The organism is Micromonospora sp. NPDC023888, from assembly GCF_040639415.1.
Lineage (GTDB): Bacteria > Actinomycetota > Actinomycetes > Mycobacteriales > Micromonosporaceae > Micromonospora.
Map to the genome: position 1 here is coordinate 55,945 of NZ_JBEZZW010000027.1, position 26,057 is coordinate 82,001.

Annotated in this window: 29 protein-coding genes; 20 read left to right on the top strand and 9 right to left on the bottom strand. The window is 71.4% G+C overall.

Annotated elements, in window-relative coordinates; translation table 11 throughout:
• Positions 1–131: 131 nt before the first annotated feature.
• Together AB0F61_RS22930 and AB0F61_RS22935 are read right to left on the bottom strand one after the other, a co-directional pair.
• On the bottom strand, positions 132–518 hold the full coding sequence (locus tag AB0F61_RS22930) for a hypothetical protein (RefSeq protein ID WP_357812851.1): 387 nt from the start codon (positions 516–518) through the stop codon (positions 132–134).
• The gene (locus tag AB0F61_RS22935) at positions 511–795 is read right to left on the bottom strand and encodes a hypothetical protein (RefSeq protein WP_357812854.1); all 285 of its coding nucleotides are present in this window, start codon (positions 793–795) and stop codon (positions 511–513) included. Before AB0F61_RS22935 ends, AB0F61_RS22930 begins: the two co-directional genes overlap by 8 nt.
• Positions 796–1,005: 210 nt before the next feature.
• On the opposite strand from AB0F61_RS22935, the gene ettA reads away from it, so the two are divergent.
• From ettA to AB0F61_RS22955, 4 genes are all read left to right on the top strand, one after another.
• Positions 1,006–2,682, top strand: coding sequence for an energy-dependent translational throttle protein EttA (gene ettA, locus AB0F61_RS22940; protein ID WP_357812857.1), 1,677 nt, complete (start codon positions 1,006–1,008; stop codon positions 2,680–2,682).
• A gap of 12 nt (positions 2,683–2,694) precedes the next feature.
• Positions 2,695–3,141, top strand: coding sequence for a thioesterase family protein (locus AB0F61_RS22945; protein ID WP_355029006.1), 447 nt, complete (start codon positions 2,695–2,697; stop codon positions 3,139–3,141).
• Entirely contained in the window at positions 3,138–3,869 is a 732-nt protein-coding gene (locus AB0F61_RS22950) for a hypothetical protein (RefSeq protein WP_357812861.1), read from the top strand. Before AB0F61_RS22945 ends, AB0F61_RS22950 begins: the two co-directional genes overlap by 4 nt.
• A 131-nt stretch (positions 3,870–4,000) precedes the next feature.
• Complete coding sequence (locus AB0F61_RS22955) at positions 4,001–4,585, top strand: YbjN domain-containing protein (protein ID WP_357812864.1); 585 nt, start codon at positions 4,001–4,003, stop codon at positions 4,583–4,585.
• A gap of 19 nt (positions 4,586–4,604) precedes the next feature.
• Here the strand turns inward: AB0F61_RS22955 and AB0F61_RS22960 are convergent, their stop codons facing one another.
• The 3 genes from AB0F61_RS22960 to AB0F61_RS22970 all read right to left on the bottom strand — a co-directional run bounded on the left by AB0F61_RS22960 (position 4,605) and on the right by AB0F61_RS22970 (position 7,906).
• The gene (locus tag AB0F61_RS22960; RefSeq protein WP_357812867.1) at positions 4,605–5,033 is read right to left on the bottom strand and encodes a globin; all 429 of its coding nucleotides are present in this window, start codon (positions 5,031–5,033) and stop codon (positions 4,605–4,607) included.
• Between the two features lie 113 nt (positions 5,034–5,146).
• A complete protein-coding gene (locus tag AB0F61_RS22965; protein WP_357812870.1) occupies positions 5,147–6,532 on the bottom strand; it encodes an MFS transporter in 1,386 nt (461 codons plus the stop codon).
• A 234-nt stretch (positions 6,533–6,766) separates the two neighbouring features.
• Entirely contained in the window at positions 6,767–7,906 is a 1,140-nt protein-coding gene (locus tag AB0F61_RS22970) for a mechanosensitive ion channel family protein (RefSeq protein ID WP_357812874.1), read from the bottom strand.
• Between the two features lie 186 nt (positions 7,907–8,092).
• Here AB0F61_RS22970 and AB0F61_RS22975 point away from each other — a divergent pair, with 186 nt between their 5' ends.
• Positions 8,093–8,629, top strand: a complete 537-nt coding sequence (locus AB0F61_RS22975) for an HNH endonuclease (RefSeq protein ID WP_030333470.1) — start codon at positions 8,093–8,095, stop codon at positions 8,627–8,629.
• A 15-nt stretch (positions 8,630–8,644) separates the two neighbouring features.
• Here the strand turns inward: AB0F61_RS22975 and AB0F61_RS22980 are convergent, their stop codons facing one another.
• Positions 8,645–10,237 carry a DUF6194 family protein gene (locus tag AB0F61_RS22980; RefSeq protein ID WP_357812876.1) on the bottom strand — a complete coding sequence of 531 codons (1,593 nt, stop codon included), beginning with the start codon at positions 10,235–10,237 and terminating at the stop codon, positions 8,645–8,647.
• A gap of 82 nt (positions 10,238–10,319) precedes the next feature.
• On the opposite strand from AB0F61_RS22980, the gene AB0F61_RS22985 reads away from it, so the two are divergent.
• The gene (locus tag AB0F61_RS22985; protein WP_357812879.1) at positions 10,320–11,066 is read left to right on the top strand and encodes a MerR family transcriptional regulator; all 747 of its coding nucleotides are present in this window, start codon (positions 10,320–10,322) and stop codon (positions 11,064–11,066) included.
• Here the strand turns inward: AB0F61_RS22985 and AB0F61_RS22990 are convergent.
• The 3 genes from AB0F61_RS22990 to AB0F61_RS23000 form a co-directional block, all read right to left on the bottom strand.
• Positions 11,009–11,782, bottom strand: a complete 774-nt coding sequence (locus tag AB0F61_RS22990; RefSeq protein ID WP_357812996.1) for a class F sortase — start codon at positions 11,780–11,782, stop codon at positions 11,009–11,011. The two genes, AB0F61_RS22985 and AB0F61_RS22990, sit on opposite strands and share 58 nt — an antisense overlap.
• Positions 11,783–11,857: 75 nt before the next feature.
• A complete protein-coding gene (locus tag AB0F61_RS22995; RefSeq protein ID WP_357812999.1) occupies positions 11,858–12,334 on the bottom strand; it encodes a hypothetical protein in 477 nt (158 codons plus the stop codon).
• A gap of 189 nt (positions 12,335–12,523) precedes the next feature.
• A complete protein-coding gene (locus AB0F61_RS23000) occupies positions 12,524–12,976 on the bottom strand; it encodes an Lrp/AsnC family transcriptional regulator (protein WP_357812881.1) in 453 nt (150 codons plus the stop codon).
• A 147-nt stretch (positions 12,977–13,123) separates the two neighbouring features.
• Between AB0F61_RS23000 and AB0F61_RS23005 the strand changes: the two genes are divergently transcribed.
• The 14 genes from AB0F61_RS23005 (at position 13,124) to AB0F61_RS23070 (ending at position 26,018) form a co-directional block, all read left to right on the top strand.
• Positions 13,124–14,026 carry a tryptophan 2,3-dioxygenase family protein gene (locus AB0F61_RS23005; RefSeq protein WP_357812884.1) on the top strand — a complete coding sequence of 301 codons (903 nt, stop codon included), beginning with the start codon at positions 13,124–13,126 and terminating at the stop codon, positions 14,024–14,026.
• Positions 14,027–14,040: 14 nt separating this feature from the next.
• Positions 14,041–15,318 carry a kynureninase gene (kynU, locus tag AB0F61_RS23010; protein WP_357812887.1) on the top strand — a complete coding sequence of 426 codons (1,278 nt, stop codon included), beginning with the start codon at positions 14,041–14,043 and terminating at the stop codon, positions 15,316–15,318.
• Entirely contained in the window at positions 15,315–16,643 is a 1,329-nt protein-coding gene (locus AB0F61_RS23015) for an NAD(P)/FAD-dependent oxidoreductase (RefSeq protein ID WP_357812890.1), read from the top strand. Before kynU ends, AB0F61_RS23015 begins: the two co-directional genes overlap by 4 nt.
• A 23-nt stretch (positions 16,644–16,666) precedes the next feature.
• The gene (locus AB0F61_RS23020) at positions 16,667–18,148 is read left to right on the top strand and encodes a 2-hydroxymuconic semialdehyde dehydrogenase (RefSeq protein ID WP_357813001.1); all 1,482 of its coding nucleotides are present in this window, start codon (positions 16,667–16,669) and stop codon (positions 18,146–18,148) included.
• Positions 18,149–18,168: 20 nt separating this feature from the next.
• On the top strand, positions 18,169–18,966 hold the full coding sequence (locus tag AB0F61_RS23025) for a fumarylacetoacetate hydrolase family protein (RefSeq protein ID WP_357812894.1): 798 nt from the start codon (positions 18,169–18,171) through the stop codon (positions 18,964–18,966).
• 76 nt (positions 18,967–19,042) lie between these two features.
• The gene (locus AB0F61_RS23030) at positions 19,043–19,978 is read left to right on the top strand and encodes an acetaldehyde dehydrogenase (acetylating) (protein ID WP_357812897.1); all 936 of its coding nucleotides are present in this window, start codon (positions 19,043–19,045) and stop codon (positions 19,976–19,978) included.
• Positions 19,975–21,036 carry a 4-hydroxy-2-oxovalerate aldolase gene (dmpG, locus tag AB0F61_RS23035; RefSeq protein ID WP_357812899.1) on the top strand — a complete coding sequence of 354 codons (1,062 nt, stop codon included), beginning with the start codon at positions 19,975–19,977 and terminating at the stop codon, positions 21,034–21,036. The genes AB0F61_RS23030 and dmpG overlap by 4 nt, the downstream gene beginning before the upstream one ends.
• 58 nt (positions 21,037–21,094) lie before the next feature.
• Complete coding sequence (locus AB0F61_RS23040; protein ID WP_357812902.1) at positions 21,095–21,868, top strand: fumarylacetoacetate hydrolase family protein; 774 nt, start codon at positions 21,095–21,097, stop codon at positions 21,866–21,868.
• The gene (locus AB0F61_RS23045; protein WP_357812905.1) at positions 21,865–22,290 is read left to right on the top strand and encodes a RidA family protein; all 426 of its coding nucleotides are present in this window, start codon (positions 21,865–21,867) and stop codon (positions 22,288–22,290) included. Before AB0F61_RS23040 ends, AB0F61_RS23045 begins: the two co-directional genes overlap by 4 nt.
• Positions 22,287–22,811 carry a 3-hydroxyanthranilate 3,4-dioxygenase gene (locus AB0F61_RS23050; RefSeq protein ID WP_357812908.1) on the top strand — a complete coding sequence of 175 codons (525 nt, stop codon included), beginning with the start codon at positions 22,287–22,289 and terminating at the stop codon, positions 22,809–22,811. Before AB0F61_RS23045 ends, AB0F61_RS23050 begins: the two co-directional genes overlap by 4 nt.
• Positions 22,811–23,821, top strand: a complete 1,011-nt coding sequence (locus AB0F61_RS23055; RefSeq protein ID WP_357812911.1) for an amidohydrolase family protein — start codon at positions 22,811–22,813, stop codon at positions 23,819–23,821. Before AB0F61_RS23050 ends, AB0F61_RS23055 begins: the two co-directional genes overlap by 1 nt.
• 28 nt (positions 23,822–23,849) lie before the next feature.
• On the top strand, positions 23,850–24,074 hold the full coding sequence (locus tag AB0F61_RS23060; protein ID WP_357812913.1) for a type II toxin-antitoxin system VapB family antitoxin: 225 nt from the start codon (positions 23,850–23,852) through the stop codon (positions 24,072–24,074).
• Positions 24,071–24,505: a PIN domain-containing protein gene (locus AB0F61_RS23065; RefSeq protein WP_357812916.1), complete on the top strand. Its 435-nt coding sequence runs from the start codon at positions 24,071–24,073 to the stop codon at positions 24,503–24,505. The genes AB0F61_RS23060 and AB0F61_RS23065 overlap by 4 nt, the downstream gene beginning before the upstream one ends.
• 49 nt (positions 24,506–24,554) lie before the next feature.
• On the top strand, positions 24,555–26,018 hold the full coding sequence (locus tag AB0F61_RS23070; RefSeq protein ID WP_357812919.1) for an amidase: 1,464 nt from the start codon (positions 24,555–24,557) through the stop codon (positions 26,016–26,018).
• The last annotated feature ends 39 nt before the right edge of the window (positions 26,019–26,057 follow it).

The window sequence follows — 26,057 nt, forward strand, 5'->3', positions numbered from 1 at the left end:
CCGGGTACTGACGGGTCCACCGCGATGAGCGTACTGAGCGTAGCTGCGGCGTCTTGTGCCCCGTGCCGGAGTCTCCTACCCGCCCCGTACTCCTCGAAATCCTGCGGGTGATCTTGTCGACAGCCCGCCGATCAGAGGTCGATGATCGGCCATTCCTTGGGCAGCACCTCGCCGAGCAACTCCCGCCGGTCGGTCATGATCGGCGTGATCGCCCGAGCCGCCTCCATCGCAGCCTGGGCCAGGTCCATGCCGCCGAGGGTTCGCGACCAGCCGCCGAGAATGGCGCACATGTCGTGCTCGACGGGCGTGACCATGACCTGATCCAAATCGCCGACGATGTCGAGCAGTGGCCAGCCGTCGCTGGACACCTGGCGATACGCGGCTGCCAGGCAGAGCGCCGGGACGATCACACTCTGCCCCTTGTCCGCGACTTTCGCGATCTGCTCACCGACCGCCTCCATGCCTTCGGAGTAGCCGAGGAGGCATCCTGTGTCGAGGACGAGGCCGGCCTCAGTCACGAATAGTCATCCGCCCGCGAGAGGCCTCACCCAGCAGGGCTGCTGCCTTGGCCCGCAGCTCCGGGGTGATCTTCGCGCGCGCCTCGTCGAGCTTTCTGCCTGCCTCGGCAAGGCCTTCGTCCGTGAGTTGGAAGCCCACCTGTCGGAGCGCCCGCCGCGTGCGCTCGCCAGCCATCCGCTGACGAACGGAGTCGGTGATGAAGGCGGAGACGTTGGATTCCTCGGCCAGCCGCTCAGCCACGTCATCCGGCACGCTGATGGCGATCTTCTTGGTCATACCAAGGACGCTAGCGGGTGATACCACGGTCGGCAACGCGGCGCGCCCGCGTACTCCTGGGGCGGGGTGATGTGGGCGAAGCGCGGCGTACCTGTCAGGATTGACGATGGCGTGCGCGTGGCCGGCTCCCGGCCGGCGGCGGCGGGCGGTAGTCGCAGCCCGCGCCGCGCCGCCGATCAGCGACAGCAACCGACGGAGGTAGCCCGCACCGTGGCCCAGTACATCTACGTCCTGGAAAAGGCCCGCAAGGCGCACGGCGACAAGGTCGTGCTCGACAACGTGACGTTGAGCTTCCTGCCGGGAGCCAAGATCGGTGTGCTCGGTCCGAACGGCGCCGGTAAGTCCAGCCTCCTCAAGATCATGGCAGGACTGGACAAGCCGAGCAACGGCGAGGCCCGGCTCATGCCCGGCTACACCGTCGGCATGCTCGCCCAGGAGCCCCCGCTCAACGAGGCCAAGACCGTGCTCGGCAACGTCGAGGAGGCGGTTGCCGAGACCAAGGCCAAGCTGGAGCGGTTCAACAAGATCGCCGAGCAGATGGCGACCGACTACTCCGACGAACTGATGGAGGAGATGGGCAAGCTCCAGGAGGAGCTGGACCACCTCGACGCCTGGGACGTCGACTCCAAGCTCGAACTGGCCATGGACGCCCTGCGCTGCCCGCCGCCGGACGCCGACGTGACCCAGCTCTCCGGTGGTGAGCGTCGCCGGGTCGCGCTCTGCAAGCTGCTGCTGGAAGCGCCCGACCTGCTGCTGCTCGACGAGCCCACCAACCACCTGGACGCGGAGAGCGTCTCCTGGCTGGAGCAGCACCTCGCCAAGTACGCCGGCACCGTCATGGCGATCACCCACGACCGGTACTTCCTCGACAACGTGGCCGGCTGGATCCTGGAGCTGGACCGCGGCCGGGCGATCGGCTACGAGGGCAACTACTCCACCTACCTGGAGAAGAAGGCCGCCCGGCTGGCCGTCGAGGGTCGCCGCGACGCCAAGATGAAGAAGCGCCTCACCGAGGAGCTGGAGTGGGTCCGCTCCAACGCCAAGGCCCGGCAGACCAAGTCCAAGGCCCGCCTGGACCGGTACGACGAGATGGCCAACGAGGCGGAGAAGACCCGCAAGCTCGACTTCGAGGAGATCCAGATCCCGCCGGGCCCGCGCCTGGGCAGCACGGTGATCGAGGCGGTCAACCTCAGCAAGGGCTTCGGCGACCGGCTGTTGATCGACAACCTGTCGTTCTCGCTGCCGCGCAACGGCATCGTCGGCATCATCGGCCCCAACGGCGTCGGCAAGACCACCCTGTTCAAGACCATCGTCGGGCTGGAGCAGCCGACCGGCGGGTCGGTGCGGGTCGGCGAGACGGTCTCGCTGTCGTACGTCGACCAGAACCGCGAGGGCCTCAACGGCGACAAGACCGTCTGGGAGGTCGTCTCCGACGGGCTTGACTACCTGATGGTGGGCAAGGTCGAGATGCCGTCGCGGGCGTACATCGCCGCGTTCGGCTTCAAGGGACCGGACCAGCAGAAGCCGACCAAGGTGCTCTCCGGCGGTGAGCGCAACCGGCTCAACCTGGCGCTGACCCTGAAGATCGGCGGCAACGTGATCCTGCTCGACGAGCCGACGAACGACCTGGACGTGGAGACGCTGTCCAGCCTCGAGAACGCGCTGCTCGAGTTCCCCGGCTGCGCCGTGGTCATCTCGCACGACCGGATGTTCCTGGACCGGGTCGCCACGCACATCCTGGCCTGGGAGGGCGACGACCAGGACCCGTCCCGGTGGTTCTGGTTCGAGGGCAACTTCGAGGCGTACGAGAAGAACAAGATCGACCGCCTCGGCGCGGAGGCTGCCCGGCCGCACCGGGTGACCTACCGCAAGCTGACCCGCGACTGACCGGCCGAGAAGGTGTCTGACCGCTTCGTCTACCACTGCACCCTGCGCTGGTCCGACCTGGACGCGTACGGGCACATCAACAACTCGCGCTTCCTCACCCTGTACGAGGAGGCGCGGGTGGCGTTGATGTTCGCCGGTGGCCGGGCGTGGGGGGTCGGCTCGTTCGCCGACGGGGTGGTGATCCGCCGGCACGAGGTCGACTACCTGCGCCCGGTCGACTACGCGCTCGGTCGGGCCACCGCGGAGGCGGCGCCCACCGTCCGTATCGAGCTGTGGGTGGAGGAGATCCGGGCCTCCCGGTTCACCGTCGCCTACGAGCTGTACGACGGCGAGGTGCTGGCCAGCCGGGCCCGCTCGGTGCTGGTGCCGTTCGACCTGACCCGCCAGGTGCCTCGCCGGATCACCCCGGAGGAACGGGACTTCCTGCTCACCTACGCACCGCAGGGCGGCCTGGCATGACCCGGCCGGGCACGGGACGGGCGGCGTCGTCGCCGCCGCACGGGGTGGCCGGGGTGGCCGACGCGGGTGCCTTCCTGGCCCGGCTGGTCCGGCTGGATCCGGTCGCGCCGGTCCGGTTGCGGGGGGCCAATGTGCCCGGTCGGATCGCCCTGTGGGCCCGTCTGCCGTGGCAGGTCCTGGTGGTCCGGACGGTGGCCGCCGAGCCGGCCGACGGCAGCGCCGAGGACGTCACGGTGGCCGCCGCTGAGCTGCTCGCCGAGCTGGAACGCGGTGGTCCGGCGCGGCCGGTCCGCCGGGACGCGCAGTGGCGGTGGCCGCTGCCCCCGGCGCGTAGCCGGACGGTGGAGGCGCTGCCCGTCGCCGAGCTGCGGCGGATCGCGGACGCGGCGGCGGGCACCCTGCGTACGGCGAGCGAGCAGGGTGTGGCCGGCCGCGCGGTGGGTCAGCGGGCGCTGCGGGACGCGCTGCTCGACCACGTGGCGGTGCTCGTCACGCCGGACGGGTCGCCCGCCCAGCCGGTCGAGGTGTCGCAACGGCTGGTGCAGGGGTTGGTCCGGATGGGCTTCCTCGGTGCCGCCGACGGTCCGGCCACCGGCCACGGCGGGGCGACCGTTCAGGTCCGGGTGGCCGGACGTTGGGTTGGCCTGGTGGGACCATACGGAGCGGCTTGGTTGCAGACGGCCACGGATCTTGCGGTGACACCCCTCGGTACTCGTCCGAACGGATGACCCCTGCTCATTCTTCTGGGCTGGGGCGGTCGTTGGGGGGGTGCTTCAACTCGGCTGTCCGGGTACCGTCCATGCTCGGATCCAACGCACCGTAGGCGACTGGATCCGCTGGGGAGTGAGGTGCGCGAGCGATGCCGTGGTGGTCATGGCGCCCCGGTCCCGCCGACGGCGGCGATCCGGAAACCCGAAGCGGGATCACAGTGGAGAGCGCGGTCCGGGTCGGACCGCCCAACCCTCGGCAGCCGGGGGACGACTGCCCTTCCAACGAGCGACCGGTGCTGACCGAGATGCTGGCCACCGTGGAGCCGGTGAGTCTGCGCCGCGTCTGCGACGCACTCGACCTGCTCGACGTGCGCTACCTGGCCGACGGCGACGGCAACCTGCTGGCCATGTGGGAGCGGCACGCAGTGCTTGTCACCCTCGAAGGGCCAGAGGACGAGATCCTGGTCATGCGGGCACGCCCGCACGCCACGGTCCCGCCGGACTGGGCCGACCGGGCCTACCGGGTGGTCAACGAGTGGAACCACACCCGCCGGTTCTGCAAGGCGTACATCGGCGACCCGACGGAGCGCGGGCAACTGCCGATCTACGCGGAGCTTCAGGTGCCACTCGGCGCCGGCACCCACGACGCGCTGCTTGTCGAGATGCTCGACTGCGGCGCGGCGGTCGCCACGAGCTTCGTGGACTGGCTGCACGACGAGGGTGCGTTGCTCTGACGCTGCCTCGGCCCGGTGATCAGCCGCCGATGGCCGGGTCCTCCTCGGCGTTGACCATGAAGTACGCGGCCCGCTCCAGGTAGTCCCAGAGCGTGGTGGCGATCTCCGGTTCGAGGTCGAGCCGGTCCACGGCGCGGCGCATGTTCCGTAGCCAGGCGTCCCGCTCGGCCGCGCCGATCCGGAACGGCGCGTGCCGCATCCGCAGTCGCGGGTGGCCGCGCTGGGCGGAGTACGTGTTCGGTCCACCCCAGTACTGCATCAGGAACAGGGTCATCCGATCCGCGGCCGGGCCCAGGTCCTCCTCCGGGTACATCGGCCGCAGCAGAGGATCGGTGGCGACGCCGGCATAGAACTCGTCGACCAGCCTGCGGAAGGTGGGCTCGCCGCCGACCGCTTCGAAGAGGGTCGTCGAAGCACCGGGACGCTCGGATTCACCTGCGGGGTTCACCGTTCCATCCTGCCAGGTGCGTCGTGCGCCAGACCGACCCGAGCACCGTGCGTCGGATCACGCCGGGCCGATGCCGTGCGCCCAGCCCGCCCGGGTCCGGACGGGTGTGCCGGTCAGGTGACCGCGTGCCGGCGGTGGCCGTCCTCGGTACGCGGCTCGGGCGGGCCTGCCGCCGTGCCGCCGGTGGTCTCGTCGTCGGTTTGCTCGGGCGGCTCGGCGTTGGCCGCCGTGGCCGCCGCGATCGCTTCGTTGAACGCCTGCCGATCCGGCCAGCGCAGCGCGGCCACCGCCATCAGCACCACGCCGGCGGCGCTCCACAGCCCCACCACGAAGGGGATGTTGTCGAAGTGGTCGGCGATCAACCCGGTGGCCAGCACCGCCAAACCTTGAATGACCTGGACACCGGTCGCCATCACCCCGAAGGCGCGGGCCCGGAAGCCGTTGGGCAGGGCCTGGACGAAGAGCCCGTTTGCCATCGGCAGCATGCCGGCGACCGCGAACCCGCAGAGAGCGGCAAGCAGTGCCACCGCCAGCGGGGGCGGATCGAGCAACGTCGGCACCAGCACCAGTGGGGCGAGCACCGCGAGCGGCCGCATCAGCTTGAGCCGGCGGGCCGGCCCGAACAGGCGGCTCACCAGCAACCCGCCGAGGATGAAACCGACAGGGCTGGCCACCATGATCACTGCTTGGGCCGTGCTCGCGCTCATGTCGCCGTGGCCCTCCTCGTTGGCCCACCCCACGGCCAACCCTTCGGGGAGGATCGAGAAGAGCATCGCGCTGAACACCAGCACCGCGATCGCCCGCAGCACCGGCGTGCCGAACACGATGGTGAAGCCCTGGCGGGTCTCCTGGAGCAGGTGGCTGCGCTGCCCCGGGTTCGGCACCGCCGAGCGGTTGCGCACGCCGAGGCGGACCAGCAGCGCCGAGACGCCGAACGTGGCCGCGTTGAACAGCAGCGCGACCTGCGGGTCGATCGAGGCGACCGCGGCACCGAGCACGTACCCGACGATCTGGGCCGCCTGCCCCACACTGCTGTTCAGCGACAGCCCGAGCACCAGCCGATCCCCGGCGAGCATCTGCGGCATCAACGCGGACTTCGCCGCCTGGCTCGGCGGGTTGGCCAGGGTGGCGGCGAAGATGAGCACCAGCACCGCCTGGTACGGCAGTTGCGGGATGGCGATGAGCAGCATCAGCGCCATCCGGATGAGGTCACACGCCACCATCACCCGCCGGTACGGGTACCGCTCCGCGAGTGCGGCGAGCACCGGACCACCGAGCAGCCAGGGCAGGAAACTGACAGCGAAGGCAGCCGCGGAGAGCCCGACCGATTCGGTCTTCTGGTAGACGAGCAGGGTGACGGCGGCCTTCGCGACGTAATCGCCGACCCAGGAGAGAGCGCCCGCCATGAAGACGGCGCGGAACTCGTGCTGGGCGAACACTTCGCGAAAAGTAGCTGGGCCTTCCGCGGAAGGTCGCTCGTCGGGCACCGTCGCCTCCATCGGCCTCCGGGTCGACCGCTCGTGGCAGCCCGGCCGGAAGCGCTCGTCAGATCTACGGATCAGCGAGGTTGTGATCACGCTTTGGCGGGAACGCGTGCTCCGGATTCTGCCCGATCGTCTGACAACTAGCTAGGTCGAACGGGTCATTCGTCGCTTCCCCGACTGAACGAACGGACGATACCTGAGGGGCCGGGCGGCTCGCGACCCCTGAATCCGAGGACAATGACGGGTGGGTCAGGTGGCACCGCCCTGACCAGTTTCACCGTCCGGCAGGGGTCGGGTGGGAAGCCCGGGAAAGATGCGGGCCGCGGCGATCTGCGCGGTGATCCCCGAGTTCTCCAGCGCCTCCGCCAGTCGCCGACGCAATTCCCGGCCCACCGCGAACTGCCCGTCCGCGGTCGTCTTCACCACCGTCCGGATGACCGCACCGTCCACCGTCACCTGCTCGACACCGAGCACCTCCGGCGCCTCGACGATCTCCGGTGACAGCTCCGGGTCCATCGCGACCGAGGCGGCCGCGGTCCGCAGGACGGCGGTGGCCTCCTCGGTGCTGTTGAACCCGATCGGCAGGTCCACCACCACGAGTGCCCAGCCCTGGCTCTTGTTGCCCACCCGGATGATCTCGCCGTTGCGGATGTACCAGAGCACTCCGCGACCGTCGCGCACTGTGGTCACCCGTAGCCCGACCGCCTCGACCACGCCCATCGCCTCGCCCAGGTCGACGTTGTCGCCCACGCCGTACTGATCCTCGATGAGCATGAACAGGCCGGCGATCAGGTCCTTGACCAGGCTCTGTGCGCCGAAACCGAGCGCGACGCCGGCAATCCCCGCGCTGGCCAGCAGCGGGGCCAGGTCGAAGCTGAACTCACGCAGGATCATCAGCAGCGCGATGCCGAAGACGAACGCGGTGGTCAGGCTGCGCAACACCGAGCCGATCGCCTCGGCCCGCTGCCGTCGCCGCTCGGGCACGAACTCGGTCGGATCGACGGCCGCGCTGGGCACCCGCTCGCGCAGCGGCCGCAGCATCGTCGGCACCGCGCCGTCGGTCGTCGTCCGGACCAACCGGTTGATCGTGCGGTGCACCGCCCAGCGGGCCACCATCGCCAGCGCCAGGATCAGCAGCACCCGTAGCGGCTTGAGCAGGATCCAGTAACTGCCCTCGGCGAACCAGGCCGATTTGGTCATTCTGAACAGGAACTCGCACGAGGAACTGCCCTGGCAGTTCACCGACCCGACGGTGGACAGGGCAAGGGGCGTCACGCTTGCGGCACTCACCCTGTCTTCGTACCGCAAGGAGCCCGGGTGCCCACGGGCGACCCACCGGCCGGGTGACCTGCCGCCGAGGGCGTGGCCGGATCGGGGCGAACCGGCCATCGTGACAGGTGCGGGAGAGAGCTTCGTACCCGGCCCTGGATTAGTACGTGCAATCCGGGGTCCGATCAGGGACTATTGGCGCAACGGACGTCGGTGATCGGCCCGGCGTCGACCGTGTGGGTGGTCATGCCCCGACCTCGGTCGACGGCGGTACGCAGCAGCCGCTGAACCGGGAGGGTGATCGCGATGCCTGACATACGACCCACGGTGGGCTCCGGCGCGTTGGTCCTCAACGCCACCTACGAGCCGCTGTGTGTCGTGTCGGTGCGCCGCGCCGCGATCCTCGTGCTCTCCGCCAAGGCGGTCTGCGTCGCCGACGGCGATGGCATCCTGCACAGCGCTCGCGACGCGCTCCCGGTGCCATCGGTGGTCCGGCTGACCCGCTTCGTCCGCGTGCCGTACCGGACGCACGTCGGGTTGTCCCGGCGGGCGATCTTCGCCCGGGACGGGTGGCGGTGCGCCTACTGTCGCGGGCCGGCCGAGACCATCGACCATGTCTTTCCTCGCAGCCGGGGTGGCCGGCACGCCTGGGAGAACGTGGTCGCCGCGTGTGCCAGGTGCAACCACACCAAGGGCGACAAGACGCCCGCCGAGATGGGGTGGCGGTTGCACGCGCTGCCCGCCGCGCCGAAGGGCACCGCCTGGCGGGTGCTCGGGCACCGCGCCCCCGACCCCCGCTGGGCCGACTGGCTCGACCTGCGGGAGCCGGAAGCCGCCGCCTGACGGCGAACGACGCGGTCAGGCTCCGGGTTGCGGGTGGGTCGCCCGGCGTGTGGCGCGCTCGTGGCGGTCGACTGCTCGACCGTGCGCGACCGCCAGCAGCCGGTCGATCTCGGGCAGCAGTTGCGGGCCGGGCATGACGATGCTGGCGAAGCCGTGGAGCGCGTAGCCAGGGTGCGGCGTGAGGGTGTCGAGCCGGGCGAAGTCGAAAACGTCGCGGTGCTCCTCGAATGACTTGGGCGGGAAGCCGAAGAGTCGCTCGAACTCGTCTCGGCCCAGGTCCAGGTTGAGGCGGAAGACACCGGGGCGGTCCAGCCGTGCGGCCTCGTCGAAGCCGGGCACGTCGTGCTCGACGATGGTGGCGAACGGCTGACGGCGCTCCGGGCCGACGAAGAAGAACCGGTCGCCCCAGGCCGCCTCGGGTGAGCCGTTCTCCTCGCTCGCCACGACCTGCTCGACGCCGGGCAGCGCGGTGATCCGGTCGGCGAGCACTGCCGCGTCGACACCGGTCGGGATGTGCAGTACCGCGTCTGCGTGTTCGATGGTGGCCCGGTCCAGCGGGAAGTAGCGGTGGTCGTGCGTCCGCTGCTCGGCCGGCTCGATGTCGGACGCCGGCACGTACCGGGGGATGCCGGTCTCCTGTTGGAGTCTGCCCTCGTAGGTCGACGCGGCGGGCGCCCCGATGCCGAGCGCCGGGCTCGCGCCGAGGCTGCCGACGATCACCGCGTACCGGTCGCCCAGCAGTGACGCGACGATCGCGCCGGCGCCGGCCCACGACACCTCCGCGCCGGCAAGCGTCATCGTGCTCGGGTGGCGCTGGATGTGCGTGTTGTGCCCGAAGACCAGCGTGGGCCCACGGTGTGCCTCGGCCGATCGGATCGCGAGCAGGTTCTCGGCCATCAGCGCGCCCCGGACCGCGGCCAAGCGGACGAAGCGTTCCTCCTGCGCAAGCGGGGCGGCGGCCGCCGCGTGGTAGCGCAGCACCGCGACCGCGGACGTGGCGTGCACGAGCGCCGCCGGCCAGCCCGCGGACTTCCAGGGTGCCCGCAGGTACAACTCGGTAAGCAGGTCGTCGGCGAGCACCCGCAGTCGTTGGGCGTCGGTCGAGCGCCCCACCGACCGGCCCGGTTCCCAGATCGCGGCCGTGTCACTCCACCGCGTCTCGTCCCCGACCAGGTCGTCGATCTCGGCGGATCGGTCGAGGCCGAGGAAGTCACAGACCCGGGTGAGGTGCCGCCGTGGGCTCGGGGCGTTCGCAAGCTCCAACGGGGCGTCGAAGCCGTGGAACGTCAGGCGTTCGGCGGCCGGCCGTCGCACGTTCCACTCGCGCATCCGCAGCAGGAGGTCGCGGTTGGCCGGGAGGGCGCCGAACCCGTGGCTGAACCCTTCGGAGAGCGCCCGGTCGAGCGGCACGGCGCCACCCTGCACGAACTCGTCGGCGATCAGCCCGGCCGCCCGGTCGCTCTCCACAGCGATCGACCGGTAGCCGTGCTCCGCAAGCGACATGAGGGCGTCGTTGCGGAGTTGGAGGAAGGCGGACTCGCCGTGCGTCGGCTCGCCGAGCGCGAGCAGGTCCGGGGATACCGCGAGCAGGTCGAGAAAAGCTGGCATTCCATAAACCGTATCGTTGAACCAGCGGTTGAGACTCAGCAGCGATGGAGCACGGGTGACAGCCTCACAACCCTCAAACCCGGTGGTACGCCGTCCGATCGACCTCGCGCGTGCCCACGGTCTCTCCGCGCAGGCCGTGCGCAACTACGAACGGGACGGCGTCCTGCCGCCCGCCCAGCGCACGGCGAACGGCTACCGCCGGTTCACCGATGTGCACGCCAGGGCGTTGAGTGCCTATCTCGCGTTGATCGCGGGGCACGGCTACGCGGCAAGCGGGACGATCATGCGGGCCGTCAACCGGGGCGAGATCGACACGGCGTTGCGCACCATCGACGACGGTCATGCCCTGCTCCAGCGCGACCGGGAGACCCTGGACGCGGTCGAGACGGCGGTGGCGACGCTCACCGCCACGCGGCCGCAACCGCCGACCCGCAAAGCCGTGTCCGTCAGCGTGCTGGCCCACCGCCTCGGCGTTGGGCCCGCCACGCTGCGCAAGTGGGAGCGGGCCGGGGTGCTGCGGCCGGTGCGCGATCCGGCGACCCACTACCGGGTCTACCTCCCGGACGACGTCCGCGACGCCGAACTCGCCCACCTGTTGCGCCGCGGCGGTTACCGGCTCGACCACATCGCCGGCGTGCTGCGTCAGGTGCGTGGCGCGGGCGGCGCCGAACCGCTCGCCGCGTCGCTGGGCCGGTGGCGGGAACGGCTCACCGAGCGCGGCCGGGCCATGCTCACCGGGGCCGCCCGCCTCGCCGACTACCTGGACGACGGTCAACCACCATCGCGCGCCTTGATCAACGAGGCGAACACCACCACGTTGTCGGAGTAGCCGGTCTCGCCGCCGACCCACTGGCCGCCGCAGGTGATCAGTCGAAGGCTCGGGTGGCTGAAGTCGCCGTACACCTCGTCCACCGGCAGTCGGCCCTTGTCGAACTTCTCCACCGAGTTCACCTCGAAGACCGCCACGCTGCGGTCGGTGCGGGTGACCTCGATCTGGTCGCCGTCGCGCAGTTCGCGGAGCTGGTGGAAGACCGCCGGCCCGCTCGTGGTGTCGACGTGCCCGACAATCACCGCCGGGCCGTACTGGCCGGGGGTTGGCCCCTTGTCGTACCAGCCGGCCTCCTGGGCGCGGGCCGCGTCCGGCACGGCGATGGTGCCGTCCGGTGCGATGCCCACGTCGTGCACGGGCGCCCGCAGGTCGATCTTCTCGATGGCGAGGCCGGTCGGGCGGCTGGCCGTCAGCACCGGGAACTTCTTCGGCGGCGGTCGGAAGCCGGCGCTGAGCCGGTCGGGTAGCAGGCTCATCCCGGTCACCTGCTCGACGCCGAGCATCGCCACGATCAGCACCATCACCGCGGCGATGGCCAGCACCGGAAGCCCCGGTCCCGTACCGAAACGGGGTCGGAACGACCGTGATCCGGCCGGGCGCGGCGGCAGCGGGGCGACGGCCGGATCCGGGGTGGCGACGCTTGCCGACCCGGCCTGCCCGGCGACCCGACCCAGCCGGCCGGAGGCGCGGGCCACCAGCCGGCCGGAGGCGCGCAGCAGCGGCCCGGCCCGGAAGCGGGCGCGGCGGTCCGGCCGCGCACGCGCGGATCTGCGGGTCATTGGTCACCCGGCTCAGGAGCCGGCTCCGGTCCGACGTCGGCCGCCCGCCATTCCGAGTGCGACAGCGGTGGCGACAAGCGCCACGCCGCCGAGCACCAGCAACGAGCCGGTGCCACGACCGCCGGCCGTCCCGCCGCCCCCGGTCGCCGGTCCCTTGCTGGGTGAGGCCATGTTCAGCACGGTGAGCGTGGTCGAGGCCGTCTGGCCGTTCTCGCAACGCAGGTCGACCGGGTAGTCGCCGGCCGGCTTGTCGCGCGGGATGGTGGCCTGCCCGGTCAGGAAGCCTTTGTCCGGTCTGAGCATCACGTTCCCGAACGCGTCGGAGCGCACGGTGGACTGGCGGTTGTTGTTGTCGTTGTCGCAGCTCGCCTTGATGCTGACCCGGCTGCCAGCCTGGGCGCTGTTCGGCGTCACCTCGACGAAGATGTTCTCGCCGGCGCGCGCCGGCGCCACCGACATCAGGACGAACGCCCCGACCAGCGCAACCAGTGTCAGTGCGGACGAGAGCGCACGGTTGATCGTGCGGATTCCCTGCATGATTTCCCCCCAACCGGCGACGACCGCCGGAACCTCCGCCCCTCATTCCGCCTCCGCGCCGCGAGGCGGCACTCCGGACGGAGGGAAGGGCGTCCCCTGGGCACGGCGCTGCTTTCCCGCTGGCTCGGGGCCAAACCCGCCTCAGCCGCGGCGGGGGGAGGGGAGGGCAGTGATCGGTTGCCAGTCGAGCGGGGAGGAGAGGACCATCGTGCTCGACGGCTGGCCGTACGGGGCGAGCCGGTCGATGACCGCCTCGAAGTCGCCGATCGAGCCGGCGGCCACCTTGAGCATGCTGCACGCGTCGCCGGTGATGCGGTGGATCTCCAGGATCTCCGGCCAGCCGGCCACCGCCGGGTCGTGCAGGATGCAGCGCGCGCCGTAGCAGGACATCCGGATCAGCGCGACCACTGTGCGGCCGGCCCGGGTCAGGTCGACGTGGGCGTGGTAGCCGGTGACGACCCCGGCCTCCTCCAGCCGGCGAACCCGCTCGGCGACGGCCGGTGGGGACAGGTGCACCCGCCGGGACAGCTCGCTGAAGGAGAGCCGTGCGTCGGCCTGCAACTCGCGCAGCAGCGCCCAGTCCATGTCGTCCACGCTCAGACCTTACTTTCGTGAAGCAGATTCGCCTAGTTGCCTTCGGTTCGTCAAGACATCGCGGCGAGAGCCGTTGATCCGGCATTCCGTAGGTCGATCCGACCGCGAGATCATGACGTCGACACGTCCGGGGGAGGGAGACGACTGGTGGATCAGACGGAACGGCGGGCGCCGAACCGCCCCGCCTCGGTGCGGCCGGTGACCCCACGACAGCGGGCCGCCCGTGCCGCGCGCAACGGTGGCGAGCCCACCCTGGAATTCGCCGACCTGGTGCCCTACGACGCGTACGTGCGGGCCAGCGCGCTGCACAAGCTGCAGCAGCCCCTCAGCGACGACCCCGGCGAGATGTCCTTCCTGATGGTCAGCCAGATCATGGAGTTGTACTTCGGGCTGACCTGCCACGAGCTACGGGAGACCCAGCGCCTGCTGCGCGCCGACCAGGTCTGGAACGCGGTGGCCCCGCTGCGCCGCGCCACCCTGCACCTGGAGGGGCTCAACGCCGCCTGGCAGGGGCTGCGCTGGATGACGCCTGCCGACTTCAACAGGTTCCGCAACCTGCTCGGCGAGGGCTCCGGCTTCCAGTCGGCGATGTACCGCCACCTGGAATTCCTGCTCGGGCTGCGCGACCCGGCGCTGATCCGGCCCTTCCGCCGGCAGACCGAGGTGCACGCCGCGCTGAGCGCCGCGCTGGCCGCCCCGAGCCTCTGGGACGACGTGGTCGCGCTGCTCGCCCGGCGTGGCTTCGACCTCCCCGCCGAGCTGCTCGACCGGGACGTCGCGGTGGAGCACGACCCGCAGCCGTCGGTCGAGGCGGCCTGGGTACGGATCTACGCCGACACCGGCCCGGACAACCACCTGCGCCTGCTCGGCGAGGCACTCAGCGGCGTCGCCGAGGAGTTCGGTGACTGGCGCTGGAACCACGTCAAGGCGGTGCAGCGGACGATGGGCGCCAAGGTCGGCAGCGGCGGCTCCGCCGGTCTGGCGTGGTTGCAGCGCAGCATGTCCCGGGTGGTCTTCCCGGAGCTGTGGTCGGCCCGTACCGCGATGTGACCGGAGAGCGAGACATGTGCACCCCTGAACATGAGGCACGCCGCCTCGACGAGGCCGACCCCGGGCACCGGCACCTGTTCCACGTGCCGCCGGCCGACGGCGGCGACCACCCCGAGTCGGCGTACCTGGCCGGCAACTCGCTCGGCCTGCAACCCCGGGCCACCCGCGACGAACTCCTGGCCGACCTGGACGCCTGGGGGCGGCTCGGCGTCGAGGGGCACCTGGAGGCGGAGCGCGCCTGGCTGCCGTACCACGAGCTGTTGACCGCGCCGGCCGCCCGACTGGTCGGCGGCCGGCCCGCGGAGACCGTGGTGATGAACTCGCTCACTGTCAACCTGCACCTGCTGATGGTGAGTTTCTACCGCCCGACCGGCACCCGCACCCGCATCGTCATCGAGGACGCCGCGTTCCCCTCGGACAGCTACGCGGTGCGCAGTCAGGCCCGGTTCCACGGCCTGGACCCGGACGAGACGGTGGTCCGGTTGCGTCCGCGTGCCGGCGAGGACGCCCTGCGCACCGAGGACGTGACCGACTACCTGGCCGCCGAGGGTGACCGGGTGGCGCTGGTGCTGCTCGGCGGGGTCAACTACCTGACCGGCGAGCTGTTGGACATCGCGGCGATCACGGCCGCCGGCCGGGCGGCCGGAGCCGTGGTCGGCTGGGACCTGGCCCACGCGGTCGGCAACGTGCCGCTGGCCCTGCACGACTGGGACGTCGACTTCGCGGCCTGGTGCTCCTACAAGTACCTGAACTCGGGCCCCGGCGCGCTGGCTGGCGTCTTCGTGCACGAACGGCACCTCGGCGACCCCGACCTGCCCCGCTTCGAGGGCTGGTGGAGCACCGCTGCGGCCACCCGGTTCGAGATGACCCCGGTCTCCCGGCCACCGGCCACTGTGGAGGCCTGGCAGATCTCCAACCCGCCGATCTTCGCGATGGGTCCGGTGCGCACCTCGCTGGAGCTGTTCGACGCGGTCGGCATGCCCGCGTTGCGCGCCCGCAGCCAACGACTCACCGGCTGGCTGGAGTCACTGCTGGACGAGGTCGTCGCCGACCGGCCGCTGCGCGTGATCACCCCCCGCGACCCGGCCCGGCGGGGCTGCCAACTCTCGGTCCGCATCGGCGCCGGCAGCGCCGCCGAACTGACCAAACGCCTGCGGTACGAGCACGGCGTCATCGCCGACGCCCGTGAGCCGGACGTCGTCCGGTTCGCCCCGGTGCCGCTCTACTCCACGTACCACGACTGTTGGCGGGCCGCCGCGGCGCTGGCGGCGACGGTGGGGGCGACCTCATGACCGCCCGGCGGGACGAGATCGCGGTCATCGGTGCTGGGCTGGCCGGCTGCCTGGCCGCCTGCTTCCTGGCCCGGCGCGGCTACCCGGTGGCCCTCTACGAGCGCCGGTCCGACCCGCGGGCCGGCACGGCCGAGCGCGGTCGCTCGATCAACCTGGCGCTCTCCGAGCGCGGGTTGGACGCGTTGCGCCGCATCGGCCTGGCCGAGCAGGTACTCACCGACGCGCTGCCGATGCGCGGCCGGATGATCCACCCGGTCGAGGGCGAGCAGCAGTTCCAGTCGTACAGCGCGACCGGTGACCGGGCGATCAACTCGATCAGCCGGGGCGCCCTGAACAACGCCCTGCTGGACGAGGCCGCCGCGCTGCCCGGAGTACGGGTCGTCTTCGACCACCGGCTGGTCGGGCTCGACCCGACCGACGGGACCCTGAGCTTCGAAACCCCGCAGGGCCCGGTCGCCGCCAAGGCGTCGGTCGTGCTGGGCGCCGACGGCGCCGGCTCCGCGGTGCGCGGGCAGTTGCTCGCGTACGGGCTGCTGGACGAGAGCGTGGACTTCCTCGACTACGGCTACAAGGAGCTGACGATCCCGCCGCTGGGCGGGGACTTCGCGCTCGACCCGGACGCGCTGCACATCTGGCCGCGCGGCACCTCGATGATGATCGCGCTGCCCAACCCGGACCGCTCCTTCACCTGCACGCTGTTCTGGCCCAACGAAGGGGCCGGGAGCTTCGCGGCCCTTGCCGATCCGGCGGCGATCGAGGAGCACTTCGCCACGCACTACCCGGACGTCATCCCGTTGACGCCGAACCTGGTCGACGACTACCAGCACAACCCGGTGGGCGTGCTCGGCACGGTCCGCTGCACCCCGTGGCAGGTCTTCGGCAAGGTCGGGCTGCTCGGCGACGCGGCGCACGCGATCGTGCCGTTCTACGGCCAGGGCGCCAACTGCGCGTTCGAGGACGTGGTCGAGCTGGACCGCTGCCTGGACGAGTGCGCCGACGACTGGTTGGCGGCGCTGCCGCTGTTCCAGCGACGCCGCCAGGAGAACGCCGAGGCGATCGCCACGATGGCGCTCACCAACTTCGTGGAGATGCGGGACAAGGTCGCCTCCCCGGTCTTCCAGCTCCGCCGCCGGATCGAGCACGCTCTGGAACGTGCCCTGCCCGGCCGGTACGTTTCCCAGTACGAGCTGGTGTCCTTCTCCACCACCCCGTACGCGGAGGTGCGCCGCCGGGTGCGCCGGCAGCACCGGGTGCTCGGCGCGGTCGTCGGCGGGGCGGTGCTGCTGCTGGTCGGCGCGACACTCGGTCGAGGGAGGCGCGGATGACCGCCAACTGGGATCCGCTGCTGATGGCCGGCCACCCGTCGGCCGGGCCGCAGCGGTTGCGCAACTTCGTCGGTGGCGAGTTCGTCGACGGTGGCCCGACGTTCGCCAAGGCCAGCCCGGTGACCGGGGAGCAGGTCTTCGAGGTGGTCGAGGCGTCGCGGTCCACCGTGGACGACGCGGTGGCCGCCGCGCGGGCCGCGTTGCGCGGCCCGTGGGGCCGGATGGGCGAGCGGGAACGCGCCGAGGTGCTGCGCCGGGTCGCCGACGAGTTGGAGCGCCGCTTCGACGATCTGGTCACCGCCGAGGTCGCCGACACCGGCAAGTCCATCGCGCAGGCCCGGACGCTCGACATCCCACGTGGCGCGGCGAACTTCCGGGCGTTCGCGGAGATCGTGGCGACCGCACCCACCGAGTCGTTCACCACCGTGACCCCGACCGGCGGCCGGGCGCTCAACTACGCGCTGCGCAAGCCGGTCGGCGTGGTCGCGGTCATCGTGCCGTGGAACCTGCCGCTGCTGCTGCTCACCTGGAAGGTCGCCCCGGCGCTGGCCTGTGGCAACGCCGTGGTGGTCAAGCCCAGTGAGGAGACGCCCGCCTCGGCGACGGTGCTCGCCGAGGTGATGGCCGCCGCGGGCGTACCGGCCGGGGTGTTCAACCTGGTGCACGGGTTCGGGCCCGACTCGGCCGGCGAGCACCTCACCCGCCACCCCGGGGTCGACGCGATCACCTTCACCGGCGAGTCGGCCACCGGCGGCGCGATCATGCGGGCCGCCGCCGACGGGGTGAAGGCGGTCAGCTTCGAGCTGGGCGGCAAGAACGCCGGCCTGGTCTTCGCCGACGCCGACCTGGACGCCGCGGTGGCCGGCTCGGTGCGCTCCAGCTTCACCAATGGCGGGCAGGTGTGCCTCTGCACCGAACGCATCTACGTGCAGCGCGGAGTCTTCGAGGAGTTCACCGACCGGCTGGCGAAGCGGGCCGGTGAGTTGGCGTACGGCTGGCCGACCGACGAGGCCACCGCCACCATGCCGCTGATCTCCCACCAGCACCGGTCGAAGGTGCTCGGCGCGTACGACCTGGCCCGCACCGAGGGCGCCGAGGTGCTCACCGGCGGCGGCACGCCCACCTTCGGCGACGCCCGCGACGGCGGGTCGTACGTGCAGCCGACAGTGCTCACCGGGCTCGGCCCGGATGCCCGCACCAACCGGGAGGAGATCTTCGGCCCGGTGGTGCACGTCGCCCCGTTCGACACCGAGGAGGAGGCGTACGCCCTCGCGAACGGCACCGAGTACGGTCTCGCGGCGACCGTGTGGACCCGGGACGTGGGCGTCGCGCACCGCGCCGGTGCCCGGCTGGACGCGGGCATCGTCTGGGTCAACACCTGGTTCCTGCGTGACCTGCGGACCCCGTTCGGCGGGGTGAAGGCGTCCGGCATCGGCCGCGAGGGCGGCGTGCACTCGTTGAACTTCTACTCCGAACTGACGAACGTCTGCGTGGACCTGTCGTGAGCCGTGGCGAGGGAGCGGGCATGGAAGCTGACATCGAGGCCGCCAACCGGGAGTTGGCCGACGCCCGCAGCACCGGCAAGCCGTGCCCGCCGCTGCGAGGGCGGCTGCTGCCGGAGGGGGACGTCGAGTCCGCGTACCGGGTGCAGCAACTCCAGGCGCGGGCCTGGCAGGGCCGCGGCGAACGCCGGGTCGGCGCGAAGATCGGGCTGACCTCCCGGGCGGTGCAGGAGACCTTCGGGGTGTTCCAACCGGACTTCGGCATGCTCACCGACGCCATGGCGGTCGGCGACGGGGTCGAGGTGCCCTCCGACCGGCTGCTCCAGCCCCGGGTCGAGGCGGAGATCGCGTTCGTGCTCGACAAGGATCTGCCGGACCCGCAGCTCACCACCGTCGACCTGATCCGCGCGGTCGACCACCTGCTGCCGGCCATCGAGATCGTCGACTCGCGGATCGCCGCCTGGGACATCTCCATCGTGGACACCGTCGCCGACAACGCCTCCAGCGGGCTCTTCGTGCTCGGCACCACGCCGCGCCGCCTCGCCGACGTCGACCTGCGGCTGTGCGGGATGGTGCTGGAACACGCCGGTGAGCCGGTCTCGGTGGGCGCGGGCGCGGCCTGCCTGGGCAACCCGCTGCACGCCCTGCACTGGCTGGCCGGCACCCTCGCGCGCGCCGGTGACCCGCTGCGCGCCGGGGACGTGGTGCTCTCCGGGGCGCTCGGCCCGATGGTGCCGGTCACCCCGGGAGCCGCGTACGAGGCGCGGATCTCCGGGCTCGGTTCGGTACGCACATCCTTCAGCGACAGGGGCGGCCAATGAGCGAGCGTCAGCGAGCGAATCATCGGCGCAGGGTTGTGGGCGCTCAGGGCGGCACGGAGCGAAGCGGAGTGTCGGCATGAGCGTCGGAGTGGCGGTGCTGGGATCGGGAAACATCGGCACCGACCTGATGATCAAAGTGCTGCGGCTGAGTGACAGCCTGCGGATGGTGGCGATGGCCGGCATCGACCCGGCCTCCGACGGGCTGGCGCGCGCCCGCCGGCTCGGCGTCGCCACCACCGCCGACGGCGTGGGCGGGCTGGTGGCGATGCCCGAGTTCGCCGACGTCGAGCTGGTCTTCGACGCCACCTCGGCCGGCGCGCACCGGCACCACGACGAGGTGCTGCGCGCGCACGGCCGGACCGTGGTCGACCTGACCCCGGCCGCGCTCGGCCCGTACGTGGTGCCGCCGGTCAACCTCGACGAGCACCTGCACGAGCGCAACGTCAACATGGTGACCTGCGGCGGGCAGGCCACAGTGCCGATCGTCGCCGCCGTCCGCCGGGTCACCCCGGTGGCGTACGGGGAGATCGTCGCGTCGATCGCGTCGAAGTCCGCCGGGCCGGGGACCCGGGCCAACATCGACGAGTTCACCGAGACCACGGCGCGGGCCATCGAGGTGGTCGGTGGGGCCGAACGGGGCAAGGCGATCATCGTGCTGAACCCGGCGGACCCGCCGCTGCTGATGCGCGACACCGTCTACTGCCTCTGCCCGGACGCCGACGCGGACACCGACGCCATCGCCGCCTCGGTGGCGGACATGGTGGCGACGGTGCAGGAGTACGTCCCCGGCTACCGGCTCAAGCAGGACGTGCAGTTCGACCGGGTCGAGGCGTACCTGCCGACGCTCGGGCGGCGGCTCACCGCTCTTCAGGTGTCGGTCTTCCTGGAGGTCTCCGGAGCCGGGCACTACCTGCCCGCGTACGCCGGCAACCTCGACATCATGACCTCCGCCGCGCTGCGCACCGCCGAGCGGCTGGTGGCCCTGCGTTCTCCGGAGGTGGCCGCGCCATGACCGAGCTGTACATCCAGGACGTGACGCTGCGCGACGGCATGCACGCCATCGCCCACCAGTACACGGTCGAGCAGGTCCGCACCATCGCCGCCGCGCTGGACGCCGCCGGGGTGGCCGCCATTGAGGTGGCGCACGGCGACGGGCTCGCCGGTTCCAGCGTCAACTACGGCCACGGCGCGGCAAGCGACGCCGAGTGGATCTCCGCAGCGGCCGAGGTGCTGACCACGGCGAAGCTGACCACCCTGCTGCTGCCCGGCATCGGCACCATCGCCGACCTGAAGGCCGCGAAGGCGCTCGGGGTGACAAGTGTGCGGATCGCCACCCACTGCACCGAGGCGGACATCTCCGCCCAGCACATCTCCTGGGCCCGGGAGAACGGCATGGACGTGGCCGGGTTCCTGATGATGTCGCACATGAACGATCCGGCCGGGCTCGCCGGGCAGGCCAAGCTCATGGAGTCGTACGGGGCGCACTGCGTCTACGTGACCGACTCCGGCGGTCGGCTGCTGATGTCCGACGTGGCGCAACGGGTCGACGCGTACCGGCAGGTCCTCGCCCCGGAGACGCAGATCGGCATCCACGCGCACCACAACCTGTCCCTCGGGGTGGCGAACAGCGTGCTCGCCGTCGAGCACGGCCGGGTCACCGGGTCCGCGCCGGTCGGCCCGGACGCGCCCCACGGCCGGACCGTCCGCGTCGACGCCTCCCTCGCCGGCATGGGCGCGGGTGCCGGCAACGCGCCGCTTGAGGTCTTCGTGGCGGTCGCGGAGCTGCACGGCTGGAAGCACGGCTGCGACGTGTTCGCGCTCATGGACGCCGCCGACGACATCGTCCGCCCGTTGCAGGACCGACCGGTCCAGGTGGACCGCGAAACGCTCTCCCTGGGGTACGCCGGGGTCTACTCCAGCTTCCTGCGGCACGCCGAGCGGGCCTCCGCGAAGTACGGCGTGGACGTCCGCTCGATCCTGGTCGAGCTGGGCCGGCGGCGGATGGTCGGCGGTCAGGAGGACATGATCGTGGACGTCGCACTCGACCTGGCCGACAAGGAGCAGCTGTGAGCGCGAGGAGTGAGCCGGGTTTGCGAGCCCCGCAGTCGCGAACGGAAGGTGACGCAGCATGATCGGCGTAGACATCGTCGGGATCGCCGAGAAGCTGGGCGCGGCGGCCGACACGGCCACCGCGATCCCGCAGCTCGCCGCCGAGACCGGCCTCGACGTGGACACCGCGTACGCCGTGCAGGCCGCGCTGCTCCAGCGCCGCCTCGACGCCGGCGAGCGGCTGGTCGGGCTGAAGATGGGGCTGACCAGCAGGGCGAAGATGGCCCAGGTCGGGGTGGACGAGGTGATCTGGGGGCGGCTCACCAACGCGATGCGGGTGCCCGACGGTGGTGTGGTGGACCCGGCCGCGTACATCCATCCCCGGGTGGAGCCGGAGGTGGCGTTCCTGCTGGACCGGCTGCCCGAGCCGGGCGAGCCGGTCGGCGACTTCGCCACTGCCGTCCGCGCGGTCGCGCCGGCCATCGAGCTGATCGACTCCCGGTACGCGGACTTCCGCTTCTCGCTTCCGGACGTGGTCGCCGACAACACCTCGGCCGCCGCGTTCGTGATCGGGCCGTGGTCGCCGGTGCCGGCGGGGCTGGACAACCTGGGCGTGCTGCTGGAGGTCGACGGTCGGGTGGCGCAGGTCGGTTCGACTGCGGCGATCCTCGGCGATCCGCGCCGGGCCCTCGACGAGGGCATCCGGTTGGCCGGCCGGCACGGGGTGCGGTTGGAGTCCGGCTGGGTGTTCCTGGCCGGCGCGGCCACCGCCGCCGTCCCGCTGCGTCCCGGCGCACACGTCCGTGCCGTCGTGGAGAAGCTCGGCACCGCGTCTCTGCGGGCGTCGTCGTGACCGCGCGGGTGGTGGCCGGCAAGGCCACGCCGCGGGGGGCTTTTCCGCACGTCAGGGTGGCGGGTGGGTTCGTCTTCGTCTCCGGTACGTCGTCGCGGCGGCCGGACAACAGCTTCGCGGGCGTGTCGGTCGACGAGTTCGGTACGACGAACCTCGACATCCGGGTGCAGACCCGGGCGGTGATCGAGAACATCGGCGATCTGCTGCGCTCGGTCGGCGCGGACCTCACCGACCTCGTCCAGGTGAGCACGTACCTGGTCAACATGAACGACTTCGGCGGCTACAACGAGGTGTGGGCGGAGTTCTTCGACGCGTCCGGTCCGACCCGCACCACGGTGGCCGTGCACCAGTTGCCGCACCCGCACCTGCTCATCGAGATCCAGGCCGTGGCCGTTCTGCCGTCCTCCGGAGGTCAGTCGTGAGTGAGATCGCCGAGCCGTTCAGCTTCCCGGGATGGATCGCTGACAACAAGCACCTGTTGAAGCCGCCGGTGGGCAACAAGGAGATGTTCCCCGGCGGGGACGACTTCATCGTGATGGTGGTGGGCGGGCCCAACCAGCGCACCGACTTCCACGTGGATCCGTACGAGGAGTTCTTCTACCAGGTCAAGGGCAACATGCACATCAACCTGATGACCCCGGAGGGGCCGCGTACGGTGCACGTGCGCGAGGGGCAGATGTGGATGCTGCCGCGCAACACCCCGCACTCGCCGCAGCGGCCGGAGGCCGGCTCGATCGGCATGGTCGTGGAGCGGGTCCGCGAGGAGGGCACCCTGGAGACCTTCCAGTGGTACTGCCCCGAGTGCGGCAACAAGGTGCACGAGGTGGAGTTGCAGGTCCGCGACATCGCGGCCGACCTGCCGCCGGTGTTCCAGGCGTTCTACGCCGACGAGGCCGCCCGTACCTGCGCCAACTGCGGCACCCTGCACCCGGGCAGGGGCTGATGCCCGTAGGCGTGGTCGACGTGCACACGCACGTCGTACCGAAGGGGTGGCCGGACCTCGGCGCGGCGTGCGGCGGGTCCGGTTGGCCGTGGCTGCGGGTCGACTCCGAGCGCGCCGCCATGATCATGGTGGGGGAGACGGAGTTCCGCCCGGTCGGCGCCGAGTGCTGGGACGCGTCGCGCCGGCTTGCGGACATGGACGCCGACGGCGTGGACGTGCAGGTGGTCTCGCCGACACCGGTGTTCTTCAGCTACGACCGTCCGGCCGACCAGGCGGTCAAGGTCGCTCGGATCTTCAACGACCTGACCCTGGAGGTCACCGCGGCCGGCGGCGACCGACTGGTGCCGTTCTGCCAGGTGCCCCTCCAGGACCCGGACGCCGCGTGCGCCGAGCTGGATCGCAGCCTGGCCGCCGGGCACGTGGGCGTGGAGATCGGCAACCACGTCGGCGACCGGGACCTGGACGACGCGGGGGTGGTCACCTTCCTCCAGCACTGTGCCGAGGTGGGCGCGCCCGTGTTCGTCCACCCGTGGGACATGGCGGCCGGTCCGCGCCTGGACCGCTGGATGGCCCGGTGGCTCACCGGGATGCCCGCCGAGACGCACCTGTCGGTGCTGGCGATGATCCTGGGCGGCGTCTTCGACCGGGTACCCGAGACGTTGCGGATCTGCTTCGCGCACGGTGGCGGCAGCTTCCCGTTCTGGCTCGGCCGCGCCGACAACGCCTGGCACCGCCGGGGCGACCTGGTCCGTGGCGCGTCCGCAGCCCCGCCCAGCAGCTACGTCGACCGGTTCAGCGTCGACTCGGTGGTCTTCGCGCCGCCCGCGCTGCGGCTGCTCGTCGACACGATGGGGGAGGACCGGGTGCTGGTCGGCAGCGACTACCCGTACCCGTTGGGCGAACGCCCGGCCGGCGCGGTGGTCCACGAGGCCGACTTCCTCAGCGACGACCAACGCGACAAGCTGTTGTCCACAAACGCCCGGCGCTTCCTCGGCATGTCACATATATAAAGCTCGTCTCCGAATATATACTCGGGGCATGAAGACAGTTATCGACCTTGATGATGAGCTGCTCGAACGTGCCCGCCGCGAGCTGGGCACCAAGAGCAAGAAGGACACGATCCACGCTGCGCTCCGGCTCGTCGCGGAGCGCAGCGAACGGATGGAGGCCATCCGGGAGCTGATTTCGATCTCTATCGAACAGGACTGGACCGGCTTGGTCGAAGACGACAAGACGCCGCGCGGCGAGCAGGACGCCGCGTGATCCCACCGGCCGGGCTCTACCTCATCGACACGTCGGCCTGGAGTCGCCTCCGCCAGCCGGCGGTGGCTAAGCGGATCACGACCATTCTCGAGGAACGGCTCGCGGCGACCTGCGTTCCGCTTGATCTCGAGAACGGGCGAAGCGCTCGCGACTTTAGTGACGCCATGACGGTGCGGGCACGCCGTGCAGAGCTGATGATCGACCTTCCGATCACTCCGGCCCTGGCGACTAGGGCGCGCGACCTGCAACTGGCGCTGACAGTCCGTGGCCACCATCGGGCGGCCAGTCCCGTCGACGTCCTGGTCGCGGCGGCCGCCGCCGAATACTCCGCAATCGTCCTGCACTACGACCGCGATTTCGACCTGATCAGTGACATCGGCGGACCGCGCAGTGAATGGGTGGCACCTGCGGGCACGCTGGACCGGCTGTGAGTCGCCGTGTCTGCACCTCGCGGCCGCTTGCAGCCGGCAGGATGACGGGATGGCCGAGCCGCACGACCTGACCGCGTTGGAGCAGGCCGCCGCGATCGCCAGCGGTGAGCTGTCCAGCGTCGACCTGGTCGAGCACCACCTACGCCGGGTGGCCGCCCTCGGCGACACCGTTGGCGCGTTCGTCACCGTCACCGAGGACCTCGCCCGGCAGGCCGCCCGCGCCGCCGACGCCGCGCCCACCGAGGCGCGCGGCCCGCTGCACGGTGTGCCGACCGCGATCAAGGACCTGACGCTCACCGCCGGGGTCCGCACCACCTTCGGCTCGGCCGCGTTCATCGACTTCGTCCCGCCGGTCGACGCCGACGTGGTCCGGTTCATCAAGGCCGCCGGCCTGGTCAGCCTCGGCAAGACCACCACCTCCGAGTTGGGCTGCTCGCTCTACTCGGAAGGTCGGGTCGCGCCCCCGGCCCGCAATCCGTGGCAGTTGGCGTACACCGCGGGCGGGTCCAGCGGCGGCGCGGCGGCGGCGGTCGCGGCCGGGCTGGTCCCGGTCGCCCAGGGGTCCGACGGCGGCGGCTCGCTGCGCATCCCGGCGTCGCTCTGCGGCCTCGTCGGCTACAAGCCCAGCCGCGGCCTCGTCTCCGGCGGGCCGGTCGGCTCCGGCGCGTTCGGCCTGCCCACCAGCGGCCCGCTCGGGCGGACCGTCACCGACGTCGCGGCGCTGCTCGACGTCATGGCCGTGCCGGTCCCCGGCGAGCCCTACCTGCCGCCGACCGCGCCGCCGGGCGGCTACCTGGCCGCCGCGCGCCGCGCCGCGCCCGGCCCGCTGCGGATCGGCCGGTTCACCACGCCGATGCTCGCCGACGAGCCGGTGCACCCCGACTGCGTGGCCGCCGTGGACCGGGCCGCCGCGCTGCTCACCGCGGCCGGCCACGAGGTGGTCGAGGTGCCGCCGCCGCTCGGGCCGGCGGCGTGGCCGCTGTTCGAAATCCTCTGGTACGTGCTGGCGCTCGCCCCGGTGCCGGCCCAGCGGGAGGCGGAGCTGCTGCCGCTGACCCGGTTGCTGCGGGCCCGCGGCGCCGAGATCTCCGCCGGCACCCTGGCCGCCACCCTCGGCGAGTTGCAGGCGCAGGTCCGTCTCGGTGCCCGGCGCACCGCCGGATACGACCTGCTGCTCTGTCCCACCCTCGCGGCCCCGCAGGCACCCGTCGGCTGGTTCACCGCCGATGGCGACCCGGCTGCCGATTTCGACAGGCAACGCCGCTTCTCGCCCTACTGCGCCATCTTCAACGTCACAGGCGATCCCTCCGTCTCGCTGCCGGTGGGCGTCACGACCGACGGCCTGCCCGTCGGGGTGCTGCTCACCGGCCGGTACGGCGACGACGCGCGGCTCATCGCTACCGCTGCGCAACTGGAGAAGTCCAGTGACGGATGGGATCGGCACCCCGCAATCTGGCGAGCCGTCGACTCCGCTAACGTGAATGGCGACGGAGTCGGGCGGTCGACATCATGATCGTCCATCCGACCCGGTTGTTCGAGGTCGTCCTTCTTC